The 12,884-nt window shown below is 69.7% G+C and carries 14 protein-coding genes; 4 read left to right on the top strand and 10 right to left on the bottom strand.

Translation table 11 applies throughout. The features are described 5' to 3' along the window. The 7 genes from GA0115259_RS19855 to GA0115259_RS42865 form a co-directional block, all read right to left on the bottom strand. Positions 1–1,358 (bottom strand): sulfate adenylyltransferase subunit 1 (locus GA0115259_RS19855; protein WP_093598840.1); only part of this gene is annotated, 1,358 nt, incomplete at its 3' end. A 2-nt stretch (positions 1,359–1,360) separates the two neighbouring features. After that, positions 1,361–2,299, bottom strand: a complete 939-nt coding sequence (gene cysD, locus GA0115259_RS19850) for a sulfate adenylyltransferase subunit CysD (RefSeq protein ID WP_093598837.1) — start codon at positions 2,297–2,299, stop codon at positions 1,361–1,363. Beyond that, entirely contained in the window at positions 2,296–2,841 is a 546-nt protein-coding gene (cysC, locus tag GA0115259_RS19845; protein ID WP_093598834.1) for an adenylyl-sulfate kinase, read from the bottom strand. The genes cysD and cysC overlap by 4 nt, the downstream gene beginning before the upstream one ends. A gap of 29 nt (positions 2,842–2,870) precedes the next feature. Next, positions 2,871–3,581, bottom strand: a complete 711-nt coding sequence (locus GA0115259_RS19840; protein ID WP_093598831.1) for a phosphoadenylyl-sulfate reductase — start codon at positions 3,579–3,581, stop codon at positions 2,871–2,873. After that, positions 3,578–3,763: a hypothetical protein gene (locus tag GA0115259_RS19835; RefSeq protein ID WP_093598828.1), complete on the bottom strand. Its 186-nt coding sequence runs from the start codon at positions 3,761–3,763 to the stop codon at positions 3,578–3,580. Before GA0115259_RS19835 ends, GA0115259_RS19840 begins: the two co-directional genes overlap by 4 nt. A gap of 37 nt (positions 3,764–3,800) precedes the next feature. Next, entirely contained in the window at positions 3,801–5,498 is a 1,698-nt protein-coding gene (locus GA0115259_RS19830) for a nitrite/sulfite reductase (RefSeq protein WP_093598825.1), read from the bottom strand. Between the two features lie 114 nt (positions 5,499–5,612). Then, positions 5,613–5,696 carry a putative leader peptide gene (locus GA0115259_RS42865; protein ID WP_342671247.1) on the bottom strand — a complete coding sequence of 28 codons (84 nt, stop codon included), beginning with the start codon at positions 5,694–5,696 and terminating at the stop codon, positions 5,613–5,615. Between the two features lie 240 nt (positions 5,697–5,936). Between GA0115259_RS42865 and GA0115259_RS19825 the strand changes: the two genes are divergently transcribed. Continuing rightward, entirely contained in the window at positions 5,937–6,107 is a 171-nt protein-coding gene (locus tag GA0115259_RS19825; protein ID WP_218104225.1) for a hypothetical protein, read from the top strand. 198 nt (positions 6,108–6,305) lie between these two features. Next, entirely contained in the window at positions 6,306–7,295 is a 990-nt protein-coding gene (locus GA0115259_RS19820; protein ID WP_256098051.1) for a methyltransferase domain-containing protein, read from the top strand. Between the two features lie 6 nt (positions 7,296–7,301). Here the strand turns inward: GA0115259_RS19820 and GA0115259_RS19815 are convergent, their stop codons facing one another. The 3 genes from GA0115259_RS19815 to GA0115259_RS19805 form a co-directional block, all read right to left on the bottom strand. Next, a complete protein-coding gene (locus GA0115259_RS19815; RefSeq protein WP_093598822.1) occupies positions 7,302–7,868 on the bottom strand; it encodes a GNAT family N-acetyltransferase in 567 nt (188 codons plus the stop codon). A 118-nt stretch (positions 7,869–7,986) separates the two neighbouring features. Further along, on the bottom strand, positions 7,987–9,240 hold the full coding sequence (locus GA0115259_RS19810) for a helix-turn-helix domain-containing protein (RefSeq protein ID WP_093598843.1): 1,254 nt from the start codon (positions 9,238–9,240) through the stop codon (positions 7,987–7,989). Positions 9,241–9,591: 351 nt separating this feature from the next. Next, positions 9,592–11,280, bottom strand: coding sequence for an acyl-CoA dehydrogenase family protein (locus tag GA0115259_RS19805; RefSeq protein WP_093598818.1), 1,689 nt, complete (start codon positions 11,278–11,280; stop codon positions 9,592–9,594). A 17-nt stretch (positions 11,281–11,297) separates the two neighbouring features. On the opposite strand from GA0115259_RS19805, the gene GA0115259_RS19800 reads away from it, so the two are divergent. Then, entirely contained in the window at positions 11,298–12,482 is a 1,185-nt protein-coding gene (locus tag GA0115259_RS19800; protein ID WP_093598815.1) for a YihY/virulence factor BrkB family protein, read from the top strand. A gap of 39 nt (positions 12,483–12,521) precedes the next feature. Next, positions 12,522–12,884, top strand: a 363-nt coding sequence (locus GA0115259_RS19795) for a DUF6597 domain-containing transcriptional factor (RefSeq protein ID WP_345941021.1), incomplete at its 3' end; no start/stop codon positions are given.

Here is a 12,884-nt window from a genome sequence, read left to right as displayed (position 1 = left end):
GCGGCGGTCCCGGCGGCGCCCTCGGTGAACGCGTCGCCCGCCATGCCGGCGGACAGTGTCGTACCGTCCGCCGGATCGATCAGCAGAAACGAGCCGGTGCCCCGGGAGTCCGCGTAGGCGTCGAGCGCGAGCGGCTCGGCCGTACGGACCCTGACCCGGCCGATGTCATTGGCCACGAGCTTCCCGGGATCCGGGTGCTGGGAGAGATCGTCCAGCGTCAGCCGTGACGGGATGTCCTTCACGATCGCCTTGACCGTACGGGTGGTGTGCTTCAGCAGCACCCGCTGGCCCACCATCAGCGGCGCGTCGGCGACATGGCAGACGGTCGCCGTCACGTCCTGCGTCGTCGCGGGCGCGCCGGTGCTCGGCGCGATCAGATCGCCGCGCGAGATGTCGATGTCGTCGGCGAGCCGTACGGTCACCGACTGCGGCGCCCAGGCGATGTCCACGCTCTCGCCGAGCGCGTCGATGCCCTCGATGGTGCTCGTACGGCCCGAGGGCAGTACGGTCACGGCCTCGCCCACCCGCAGCACTCCGGAGGCGATCTGGCCCGCGTAGCCGCGGTAGTCGGGATGCTCGGCGGTCTGCGGGCGGATCACATACTGCACCGGGAAGCGCGCCGGGCTGCTCGCCAGATCACTGCTGACGGGCACGGTCTCCAGATGCTCCAGCACCGTCGGGCCGCCGTACCAGTCCATGTGCGCGGACGGCTCCACGACATTGTCACCGGCCAGCGCCGAGATCGGGATCGCCGTGATCTCCCGTACACCCAGCGAGGCCGCGTACGCGGTGAACTCCTCGGCGATGGCGGCGAACACGGGCTCCGCGTATCCGGCCAGATCCATCTTGTTGACCGCGAGCACCACATGAGGAACGCGCAGCAGCGCGGCCACCGCGGCATGACGGCGGGTCTGCTCGACCACACCGTTGCGGGCGTCCACGAGGACGACGGCCAGCTCCGCGGTGGAGGCGCCCGTCACCATGTTCCTGGTGTACTGCACATGCCCGGGCGTGTCCGCGAGGATGAACCGCCGCCTGGGCGTGGCGAAGTAGCGGTAGGCGACATCGATCGTGATGCCCTGCTCGCGCTCGGCGCGCAGTCCGTCGGTGAGCAGCGCCAGATCGGGAGCGTCCTGGCCTCGGCTGCGGGAGGCGTGCTCGACGGCCTCCAACTGGTCGGTCAGCACCGACTTGGAGTCGTGCAGCAGCCGGCCCACCAGTGTGGACTTGCCGTCGTCGACGGAGCCCGCGGTGGCGAAGCGCAGCAGCGTGGTCGCCGAGAGCCGCTCGGCGAAGCCGGCGAACTCGTCGGACGCGTCCGACGCGGACGGCTGGGCGGGCCCGGTGGTGCTCGTCATGGCTAGAAGTACCCTTCGCGCTTGCGGTCTTCCATGGCGGCCTCGGACAGCTTGTCGTCGGCGCGGGTCGCGCCGCGCTCGGTCAGCCGGGAGGCGGCGATCTCGGCGATCACCGCGTCCAGCGTGGTGGCGTCCGAGTCGACGGCGCCCGTGCAGGACATGTCGCCGACCGTGCGGTAGCGCACCTGGCGCCGCTCGACGGTTTCGGACTCCTTGGGCCCGCCCCACTCACCGGCGGTCAGCCACATGCCGGAGCGCTTGAAGACCTCGCGCTCGTGCGCGAAGTAGATCTCCGGGAGTTCGATCTCCTCGCGGGCGATGTACTGCCAGACGTCCAGCTCGGTCCAGTTGGAGAGCGGGAAGACCCGGACATGCTCACCGGGCGCGTGCCGGCCGTTGTAGAGCTGCCACAGCTCGGGCCGCTGCCGGCGCGGATCCCACTGGGAGAACTCGTCGCGCAGCGAGAACACCCGCTCCTTGGCCCGCGCCTTCTCCTCGTCGCGCCGGCCGCCGCCGAAGACCGCGTCGAACCGCTCGGCCTGGATCTTCTCCGTCAGCGGCACGGTCTGGAGCGGATTGCGCGTCCCGTCGGGGCGGTCCCGCAGCACACCGCGGTCAATGTAGTCCTGTACGGAGGCCACATGGAGCCTCAGCCCATGTGCGGCCACCACACGGTCCCGGTACTCCAGCACCTCGGGGAAGTTGTGCCCGGTGTCCACATGCAGCAGCGAGAACGGCACCGGCGCGGGCGCGAACGCCTTCAGCGCCAGATGCAGCATGACGATCGAGTCCTTGCCGCCGGAGAAGAGGATCACCGGCCGCTCGAACTCTCCCGCCACCTCACGGAAGATATGGACCGCCTCGGACTCCAGGGCGTCGAGATGGCTCAGCGCGTACGGGGCGTCCGTGCCTCCGGCGACGGCCGCGACGGTCGTGGTCACGCGAGACCTCTCTCGATGAGCAGCGCGTGGAGCGCGGCGGCGGACTCCTCGACGGACTGGGCGTGCGACTCGATCCGCAGATCCGGTGACTCCGGGGCCTCGTACGGGTCGTCCACTCCGGTGAGCCCGAGGAGCTCGCCCGCCGCCTGCTTGGCGTACAGCCCTTTCACATCCCGTACGGAGCACACCTCGACCGGCGCGGCCACATGCACCTCCAGATAGCCGGTGCCCTCGGTCTGATGGCGCTTGCGTACCGCCTCGCGGCTGTCCGCGTACGGTGCGATCACCGGCACCAGCGCCTTGACACCCTGGGACGCGAGCAGTTCGGCGACAAAGCCGATGCGCTGGACATTGGTGTGCCGGTCCTCGCGGCTGAAGCCGAGTCCCGCGGAGAGGAACTCCCGGATCTCGTCGCCGTCGAGCACCTCGACCCGGTGGCCCTCGGTACGGAGCCGGCCGGCCAGTTCGTACGCGATCGTCGTCTTGCCCGCGCTCGGCAGCCCGGTGAGCCAGACGGTGGCACCGCGCTCCGTGGCGCCCACGCGCCCCTCCTGAAGGTCCTGACGGTCCGTCATCCGTGCAGCCCGCATTCGGTCTTGGCCCGGCCGGCCCAGCGTCCGGCGCGCGCGTCCTCGCCCTCCAGCACCCGGCGGGTGCAGGGCGCGCAGCCCACGGAGGCGTAACCGTCCATCAGCAGCGGATTGGTGAGAACACCGTGCTCGGCGATGTACGCGTCCACGTCGTCCTGCGTCCAGCGGGCGATCGGGGAGACCTTGACCTTGCCGCGTCTCTCGTCCCAGCCGACGACCGGTGTGTTCGCCCGGGTCGGGGACTCGTCGCGGCGCAGTCCGGTGGCCCAGGCGTCATAGCCGGTCAGGCCCTCTTCGAGCGGCTTGACCTTGCGCAGGGCGCAGCAGAGGTCGGGATCGCGGTCGTGCAGCTTCGGACCGTACTCGGCGTCCTGCTCGGCGACGCTCTGCCGAGGCGTGAGCGTGATGAGACGGACGTCCATCACGGCGTCCACCGCGTCACGCGTACCGATGGTCTCGGGGAAGTGGTAGCCGGTGTCGAGGAAGACCACATCGACGCCGGGCCGCACCCGGGAGGCGAGATGGGCGACCACCGCGTCCTCCATCGAGGAGGTGACGCAGAAACGTTTCCCGAATGTCTCCGTGGCCCAGCGCAGAATCTCCGGCGCCGGCGCGTCCTCCAGCTCGCGGCCCGCCCGTTCGGCGAGCGCCTTCGGATCGCCGGTCTCCGTCAGTGCCGATGGTGTCGTCATGTCTTGTCCCCTTCGTCACCGCGATCACCGCGCTGGAGCCCACGGGCGAGCAGCCCGAGGAACTTCAGCTGGAAGGCCCGATTGCATGCCGCGCATTCCCAGGCGCCATGGCCCTGCTCGCTGGGACGCAGATCCTCGTCGCCGCAGTAAGGGCAGTAGAAGGGAGCGGCGCGCTCGCTCATGGCGCCTCCGTTCCCGCGACGGCCCGTGAGTGTGCGCTCATGACAGCGCCTCCTCGCTGGCGCGCGCCGCCCAGGTGGCGAAGCGCTCGCCCTCCTCGCGCTCCTTCTGGAAGCGGCCGAGCACCCGCTCGATGTAGTCGGGCAGCTCGTCGGAGGTGACCTTCAGCCCGCGCACCTTGCGGCCGAAGCCCGCCTCCAGGCCCAGCGCGCCGCCCAGATGCACCTGGAAGCCCTCGACCTGCTCGCCGTCCTTGTCCAGTACGAGCTGGCCCTTGAGACCGATGTCGGCGACCTGGATACGGGCGCAGGCGTTCGGGCAGCCGTTGATGTTGATGGTGATCGGCTGGTCGAAGTCCGGGATACGGCGCTCCAGTTCGTCGATCAGCGTCGCGCCGCGCTGCTTGGTCTCGACGATCGCCAGCTTGCAGAACTCGATGCCCGTGCAGGCCATCGTGCCGCGCCGGAACGGCGACGGCTTGACCCGCAGATCCAGCGCTTCGAGACCGGCCACCAGCGAGTCGATCCGGTCCTCGGTCACATCGAGGACGATCATCTTCTGCTCGACGGTCGTACGGAGCCGGCCCGAGCCGTGCGCCTCGGCCAGCTCGGCGATCTTCGTCAGCGTGGCGCCGTCCACCCGTCCGACACGCGGCGCGAAGCCGACATAGAAGCGGCCGTCGCGCTGGCGGTGCACACCGACATGGTCGCGCCAGGTCTGTACGGGCTGCTCGGGCGCCGGGCCGTCGACCAGCTTGCGCTTGAGGTACTCGTCCTCCAGCACCTGCCGGAACTTCTCCGTGCCCCAGTCGGCGACCAGGAACTTCAGCCGGGCGCGGGTGCGCAGCCGGCGGTAGCCGTAGTCGCGGAAGATCGAGATGACACCGGTGTAGACATCGGGCACCTCGTCCAGCGGCACCCAGGCGCCGAGGCGCTGGCCGATCTTGGGATTGGTGGAGAGCCCGCCGCCCACCCAGAGATCGAAACCGGGGCCGTGCTCGGGATGGTTCACGCCGACGAACGAGATGTCGTTGATCTCGTGCGCCACATCGAGCAGCGGCGATCCGGAGATAGCCGACTTGAACTTGCGCGGCAGATTGGAGAAGTCGGGATTCCCGACGATCCTGCGGTGGATCTCGTCGACCGCAGGAGTGCCGTCGATGATCTCGTCCTCGGCGATTCCGGCGACCGGTGAACCGAGGATCACACGCGGTGTGTCACCGCAGGCCTCGGTCGTGGAGAGACCGACCGCTTCGAGCCGCCGCCAGATCTCCGGCACGTCCTCGATCCGGATCCAGTGGTACTGGACGTTCTGCCGGTCGGTGATGTCGGCGGTGCCGCGCGCGAACTCCTGCGAGATCTGCCCGATCACCCGCAACTGCTCGGTGGTCAGCCGCCCGCCGTCGATGCGTACCCGCATCATGAAGTACTCGTCGTCCAGCTCCTCAGGCTCCAGGATCGCGGTCTTCCCGCCGTCGATCCCGGGCCTGCGCTGGGTGTACAGCCCCCACCAGCGCATCCGGCCGCGCAGATCGTTCGGGTCGATCGAGTCGAAGCCCGCCTTGGAGTAGATCGTCTCAATACGTGTCCGTACGTTGAGACCGTCGTCGTCCTTCTTGAACTGCTCATTGCCGTTGAGCGGAGTGAAGTGACCCACGGCCCACTGCCCTTCGCCGCGGTGACGGCTCACCTTGCGGCGGGGTGTGGCGGTGGACGGCTTTTCCGGGATGGCGGCCATGGCGGGTACGTCCTTCGAGACATGCAGGAGGGCGGCTCAGAGCCGCACACTCACGCGGAGGCGCGTCGGTGCGCGGCAGGAACACAAAAGGGATCGCGGCGGTCGCTGGGACTCTCAGCCCGCCGGACAGATGGCGCTGGACAGACGGCCGAGATCGACGTGCCGCCGACTCACCAAGGCTATTCCAGCTCTAGACATGACGGAAGCGTGTCACGCGCATCTCCGGCCAGTCCACCACCTTCCACATCCTGGACGCCACAGTCCCACTTCCCGAGACGACGTGTCCCCCGTCACGGGGACGGCGGGTTTGCCCGTGCCGGGGGAGGGAGCAGGCGCCGGGAAGCTCTGTGTGTTCCGGACGGGGACCTACCAGGGAAGACGTCGGCCGCGCGCGGAGTGCGCAAGCCGCCGACTGACGTGTCCGACGGAGTATGGCGGATGCTGAATCGACTGGGGCTGCCGTATGGAGCATTCGATTTCGTTGTGACACCGGAAGATGAGTGGGTTTTTCTGGAGGTCAATCCGTCCGGGCAGTACGGATTCATCGAAGTGGCAACCGGCCTGTCCATTACCGCCGCCATCGCCGACTATCTGGAGGGGAAGGAATGACCGGTCTCTTGGAGGACGCGCAGCGCCTTCTGGAAGCGCGCATCGGGCTGGTGCGGTCCATGGAGCGGGGCAGTACTGTGCTGTCGGCTCGGCTGGCCGAGGCGTTTTTGAATGTGCCGCGCCATCCCTTTGTGCCGGTGTTCTACCGCCGGGATGGTGAGCGGTTCACTCCATGGCGCGGTAGCGGGCCGGAGGCCGGTGCCTGGCTGGCTGGCTCAGGTATACGGGGACGACTCGCTCGTCACCGAGGTCGACGGCGTACACGCGGAGGATGCCGGAGCGGACGGTGTCGCCGGAGTACCGACCTCGTCCTCCACCGCGCCGGGTCTCATGGCCGACATGCTCGACGCCCTCGATGTGAGCCCGGGCACCCGTGTGCTGGAGATCGGTACGGGGACTGGATACAACGCGGCATTGCTGTGTGCGCTGGCGGGTCCAGGCGCCGTTACTACTGTGGATCGCTCGGAACGCCTCACAAGTGCCGCCCGCGACCGGCTCGCGGCATTGGGGCTGTTCCCGACGGTCAGATGCGGGGACGGAGCAGAGGGCGCACCTGGAGAAGAGCCCTTCGAACGCATTGTCGCGACCTGTTCCGTGCGGCGTATCCCGCAGGCATGGATCGATCAGTGCGCGCCGGGCGGGCTCATGGTCGTACCGCTCAAGGGGACTCTCGCCGGTGGCATGATCGCCCGGCTTCAGAAGCTTCCGGACGGGACGGCCGCCGGACGGCTCATGCACACCCCGGCTGCATTTATGCCCCTCCTCTCCGGCCCGGAAATGGACTCGAAGATCCCCGAGCCCGCAGACGGAACACATAGGGACTCGGCCCTGTCGGGAAGCGTGCTCGACGACTGGACCTTTTCGTTCTTCGCCCAGATGCATATGACGGCCACCACGGAGCGCGCTCACCGGTGGGAGGCCGATGGCAGGCATGTGACGACGCTGTACGACCCGATGGACGGTTCCCTCACCCGAGTCACGGACCGGGAGCCTGGACAGGGCGTCGCAGCGGCCACGGTCCTCGGTTCCGGGCCCCGGGACCTCTGGACACCCGTCGAGGAGGCGCACCAGCACTGGCTGGGCCTTCACCGGCCACGACGTGAGTGGTTCACCATCACGGCCACACCGGAGCAGCAGACCATGAGCTACGTGACGCCCGACGCCCGAGTCCTGCGTTGGGGGCTGTAAAAGGATCTACGCGTGCGCGCCCGGCCAGGGGCCCGGGGGGTTGGATTCCGGTTCTTCGGTGAGTTTGGTGTCGAAGAGGGTGAAGCCTCGGCGCTCGTAGTTGGTCAGGGCGTACGGGCCGTCCTTGGAGCAGGTGTGCAGCCAGACCCGTTTGGTCGGCTCGGCGTCCGGCCAGCGGTCGGCGAGGTCCCAGGCCCGGGCCACTCCGTACGAGAGCAGATGGCCGCCGATGCGCCGGCCGCGGAAGGCCGGGATCAGTCCGAAGTACGCGATCTCGACCACGCCCTCCGGCTGTGCCTCCAGCTCGATGTAGCCGGCCGGGGTGCCCTGCTCGTACGCGACCCAGGTCTCGACGCCCGGCCGGGAGAGGAGCTCCTGCCAGCTCGTGTACGGGAGCGTCAGCCGGTCGGTCCAGCGGACATCTCCGCCCACGGCCGTGTAGAGGAACCGGCTGAACTCCGGCGAAGGGATCTCGGCCCGTACGATCCGTACCTCGCCCGCGGGCTCGGCGGCGGGCCGCAGATCGGCGGGCGAGGTCTGCTCCAGGGACCAGGTGGTCACAGTGATGCTCATACGAGCCAGCGAATCACGCGCCGGGAATGTGCTGGAAGCCGCCCCCGCGACGGCGCCCGCTCCCGCGCCTGGTCGGTCGTACGGACGCCACAGGCCACCGCGCCCGTCCACCCGTCCCTCATGCGCCCGGTGGGTGTCTGGCGTTCAGTACCGCCGGTGCGTGTGAGTGCGGCAGCAGATCCTGCGGGTCCTCCGGCCGTACCACCGTCACCTCGATCCCCTCGCTGAAACGGTACGGCCGGTGCGCCAGCACGCCCGACAGATGGCGCCGGACCCGCGAGATCTCCGCCCGTACCGTCACCGTACGGGTCGGGTCGCCGAAGACATCGGCGGCCAGTTCCGCCGCGCTCCGGCCGTCCCGGTGCACGGCCAGCAGATAGAGCAGCTCGGCATGGCGCGGAGTCAGCTCCTGGGTCCAGCTTCCCGTCGAACCGGAGACCGCGACCGACGGGCGCCGGGGCCGGCTCAGATCCAGTACGACCCGGCCCGGTGTCTCCGCCTGCGGCCGTTTCTCGTCCACCCGTACCAGCCAGCCGCCGGGCAGGGGTTCGACCGTGCACATGCCCAGCGAGGGCAGCAGCACCCGGCCCGCCCGGAAGGACTTGGGCAGCGGCAGCCGGTCCACCGGCGCCATGCCCGTGACGGCCGCCGTCCAGCCGTGCACATCCACCGCCACGGCACGGGCACCGCCCAGCCGGCACATGATCGGCGCGGCCACCGAACGTAACCGCTCGATGGTCCGGCCGTGCCGCTCGCGCAGCTCGCTCTCCGCGAGGCGGGCGATCGAGCTGACCAGCGCCAGCGTCATCGGATGGAAGCCGGTCGCCGGGCCGCTCACATCCACCACGCCCAGCAGCCGGCCGTCCCTCGGATCGTGTACGGGCGAGGCCGCGCAGGTCCAGGTGTGCAGCGTCTGCGCGAAGTGCTCGGCCGAGTGGACCCGTACCGGCCGGCGCGCCGCCAGGGCCGTACCTATGGCATTGGTCCCCGTGGAGTGCTCGGACCAGGCCGCGCCCTCTTCGAGATGGATCCCGTTCGACTGCCGCAGCCCGCCGAGGCTGCCTCTGCGCCACAGCACCCGTCCCTCGTCGTCGGTGACGACCATGATCTGGAGCGAGGGCTCGATGATCTCGCTGAGGGATCCGACGAGCGTACGCAGCACCTCGCCCAGGGTGGAGGTGCGCCGGCGGTGCTCCAGTTCGTCCTGTTCCAGCAGCGCACCGCAGTCATGGCGCTCCGGATCGGCACCCATCCGGAACATCCGCCGCCAGGACGCGTCGATCACCGGCCGTGGAGCCACCGGCGGCGGTTCGCCCGCGAGGACGGCGTCCCGGATCTCGTGGAGCAGACGCGCGCCCTGCCCGCTGTCCATGGCGGTGAGTCTCGCCAGATCGAGCGGCCCGTTCCCGAATGGCCCGTTCCCGAGCGGCCCGTTCCTGAGCGGCCCGTTCCTGAGCGGTGTCTCACCGAGCGGCCTGTTCCTGAGTGGCCCGGTTCCGAGCGGTGCGTCGCTGATGAGTGGTGTATCGCTGAGCGGAATGTTCGTCATCGGGCTCCCCAGCCACCGGTGGCGCTAAATCGGTTCTTCTGCAACGGCTTGCAACTCTGGCGAGCGGCAGACGCGTACAAGAAGGTGAGTACGAGCCGGAGGTGGTGCCGTGTCGGCGCAGCACCACCTCCTGCTTTTCTCGCGCCAATCCTGGCCCCCCTTACGCCCGTACGTTCAGCCGACAGGCCGCGCCCGGTCCACCACCGACGCCAGATCGAGCGTGTGCGGCAGTGTGCCGAAGGCCGAGCCCCAGTCTCCGCCCAGCCGCGAGGCACAGAACGCGTCCGCCACCTCCGGCGGCGCCCAGCGCACCAGCAGCGAGCCCTGGAGCACCAGCGCCAGCCGCTCCACCAGCCGGCGGGCACGGGCCTCGATCCCGGTCAGATCCGCCAGCTCGGTCAGCAGATCCTTGATCGCGGCATCGAGCCGGTGGTCGGCGCCGCGCGCCCGGCCCACCTCCTGGAGGAAGGCGTTCAGCGCCTCCGGCTCCCGCTGGAGGGCCCGCAGCACATCCAGCGCCTGTACGTTCCCGGAGCCCTCCCAGATCGAGTTCAGCGGCGACTCGCGGAGCAGCCTCGGCATACCGGACTCCTCCACATAGCCGTTGCCGCCCAGGCACTCCAGGGCCTCGCCGGCCACCGGCGTACACCGCTTGGTCACCCAGTACTTGGCGGCGGGCACCGCGAGCCGCAGAAACGCCCGCTCATGGTCCGCGTCGCCACCGCCGTCGCCGCCGGTGCCACCGCCGTCGCCGCTCCCGGCGCTCTGGATCACGTCGTACGCCGACGCCAGCCGCAGCGCGAGCGTCGTCGCCGCCTCCGACTCCAGCGCCAGATCGGCCAGTACGTTCCGCATCAGCGGCTTGTTGATCAGCTCACCGCCGAACGCGCTGCGGTACGTGGCGTGATGGACCGCCTGTGCCACGGACTGCCGTATCAGCGCGGCCGATCCGAGCACACAGTCGAGCCGGGTCGCCGCGACCATCTCGATGATGGTGCGCACGCCGCGGCCCTCCTCGCCGACCCGCCTGGCCCACGTACCGTCGAACTCGACCTCGGCCGACGCGTTGGACCGGTTGCCCAGCTTGTCCTTGAGGCGCTGGATCAGGAAGACATTGCGCGTCCCGTCGTCCAGGACCCGGGGCACCAGGAAACATGTCAGCCCGCCGGGCGCCTGGGCCAGTACGAGAAAACCGTCGCACATCGGCGCCGAGCAGAACCACTTGTGCCCGGTGAGCAGATACTCGCCCTCCGTGTCCAGCGGTCGCGCGCTCGTCGTATTGGCGCGTACGTCGCTGCCGCCCTGCTTCTCGGTCATGCCCATCCCGAAGAGCGCGCCGGCCTTCTCCGCGGCCGGCCGCAGCCCGGGCTCGTAGCGGTGGGAGGTCAGCCTCGGCTCCCACTCGGCCGCGAGATCCGGTTCGACGCGCAGCGCGGGCACCGCGGCATGGGTCATCGACACCGGACAGCCGTTCCCGGCCTCCACCTGTGTCCAGACGAAGAAGCCGGCCGCACGGCGCAGATGCCCGCCCGGTCTGCCCCAGGCGTCGGTCAGTCCGGCGGAGACGGCCTGTCCCAGCACCTGATGCCAGGCCGGATGGAAGTCGACCTCGTCGATGCGGTTGCCGTAACGGTCATGCGTGCGGAGCTTCGGCGGAAACTCGTTGGCCTGCGCTCCCCACTCCTGGGCCGCCGCGGCTCCGGCGGTGCGGCCGAGCGCGGTCAGCTCCGTACGGGTCACGTCCAGCAGAGCGGGCGCGCTGTGCCTCTCCACGCCCTCCGCAAGGGCCCGGTCGGCGTTGAAGACGTCGTACCCGACCAGGGGCGGAACCTGATTGGTCACTGTGTGGGTGGTGGCTGCCATGCCGATACGGTAAGGAGGTGCAGGCAGCAAAAGAAACACCCGAGCGGCCGGCGGGTCGACTCCACCGGGCCCGAGTCCTCTACCGCAACGTATCGATGCGGCGGATGGCCTGGCTGCTGCTGAAGGACACCGTCAACTCGTGCATCGAGTACCGCGTGCTGGGCCTCGCGGCCGAGGCCGCGTTCTTCACGCTGCTCTCGCTGCCGCCGCTGCTGCTCGGTCTCATCGGGCTGCTCGGCTACGTGGACGACTGGACCAGCACCGCCACCGTCGCCTCGATCGAGAAGAACATCCTCGGCGCGGTCGGCACGGTGCTCTCGGACCGCGGCGTCAACCAGATCGCCAAACCGCTGCTGGAGGACATCACCAAGGGCGGACGTCCCGATGTGATCTCGCTCGGTTTCGCGATCGCGCTCTGGTCGGGCTCCCGGGCGGTCAATGTCTTCGTCGACACCATCACGGTGATGTACGGACTCGACGGCCGGCGCGGCATCGTCGCGACCCGGCTGCTCGCCTTTCTGCTCTTCCTGGTGGCGTTGCTGATCGGTGCGGTGGTGCTGCCGCTGGCTGTGGTCGGTCCCGACCGGGTGGTCGAACTCGTCCCCTGGGGCACGGCGGTGGTGAGCGTCCTGTACTGGCCGGTGGTCATATTGCTCTCCATCGCCTTTCTCACCACGCTCTACCACGTATCGGTCCCGGCCAGGTCCCGCCGCTGGATGGAGGACGCGCCGGGCGCCCTGGTGGCGCTGGCGATGTGGGTGCTGGGCAGCTTTCTGCTCCGGATCTATCTGACCAGCACGGTCGAGGGCCCGACCATCTACGGTTCGCTGGCCGCGCCCATCGCCGTACTGCTCTGGATCGGTGTCTCCGCGTTCGCGGTCCTGGTGGGAGCGGCGGTCAACGCGGCGGTCGACCGGGTGTGGCCGTCGGTCGCCACGGCGGCGGCACGCGCTTCCAACGAACGGCTGCGCGCGGCCCACGCGGCGGAACTGGTGGCCCGTGCCGCAGCCGCCGCGGAGGCCCGGGGCGCGATCGAGGACGACGACGGGACCGATCCGGGCATGCCCTCGGAGTTTCCGGAGAGATGGTCGAGGTTCCTGCCGCCGGACGATGTGAAGGCCCGGGTGAAGGCGCGGCTGCACGCGGGATGGGACGGCAACCGGGAGAACCGGGACAAGGGCCGGGGCGGCCAGGGGGGTTAGGGCGTGTTTCGCCGGTCCGGAGGGTTTAGCCTCGTCGGCATGTACTGGGAACGGGCGTCGCGGCTCGACGGCGCGGTCGTCTGGACGCGGACCATGACGGTGGACACGGGATCCACGCCGTATCCCGTGCTGCCCGACGGCTGTATGGATCTGCTGTGGATCGGGGACAGACTGCTGGTCGCGGGACCCGACACGCACGCTTACGCGCCCGAGGGCATCGACGGGCTGTACTGCGCCGGAGTGCGCTTCGCGCCCGGGACCGCGCCCGCGCTCCTCGGCGTACCGGCGCACGAGCTGCGCGACCGGCGCGTGGAGCTGGCCGATCTCTGGTCATCGGCCGAGGTGCGCGGGCTCACCGGGCGGCTCGCGTCCGCCGAGGACCCGGCGGACGCGCTGGAGGCC

This window comes from Streptomyces sp. MnatMP-M17 (genome assembly GCF_900091995.1).
Taxonomy (GTDB): Bacteria; Actinomycetota; Actinomycetes; order Streptomycetales; family Streptomycetaceae; genus Streptomyces.
The sequence above is the reverse complement of the archived record's forward strand: the minus strand, read 5'-3'. Positions and strand labels throughout refer to the sequence as shown.

Excerpts from the sequence above, each read along its gene's own strand:
- GA0115259_RS19840 (WP_093598831.1), bottom strand. The coding sequence starts at position 3,581 with ATGACGACACCATCGGCACTGACGGAGACCGGCGATCCGAAGGCGCTC.
- GA0115259_RS19835 (WP_093598828.1), bottom strand. The coding sequence starts at position 3,763 with ATGAGCGAGCGCGCCGCTCCCTTCTACTGCCCTTACTGCGGCGACGAG.
- GA0115259_RS19830 (WP_093598825.1), bottom strand. The coding sequence starts at position 5,498 with ATGGCCGCCATCCCGGAAAAGCCGTCCACCGCCACACCCCGCCGCAAG.
- GA0115259_RS42865 (WP_342671247.1), bottom strand. The coding sequence starts at position 5,696 with ATGTCTAGAGCTGGAATAGCCTTGGTGAGTCGGCGGCACGTCGATCTC.
- GA0115259_RS19825 (WP_218104225.1), top strand. The coding sequence starts at position 5,937 with ATGCTGAATCGACTGGGGCTGCCGTATGGAGCATTCGATTTCGTTGTG.
- GA0115259_RS19815 (WP_093598822.1), bottom strand. The coding sequence starts at position 7,868 with ATGAGCATCACTGTGACCACCTGGTCCCTGGAGCAGACCTCGCCCGCC.
- GA0115259_RS19810 (WP_093598843.1), bottom strand. The coding sequence starts at position 9,240 with ATGGACAGCGGGCAGGGCGCGCGTCTGCTCCACGAGATCCGGGACGCC.
- GA0115259_RS19805 (WP_093598818.1), bottom strand. The coding sequence starts at position 11,280 with ATGGCAGCCACCACCCACACAGTGACCAATCAGGTTCCGCCCCTGGTC.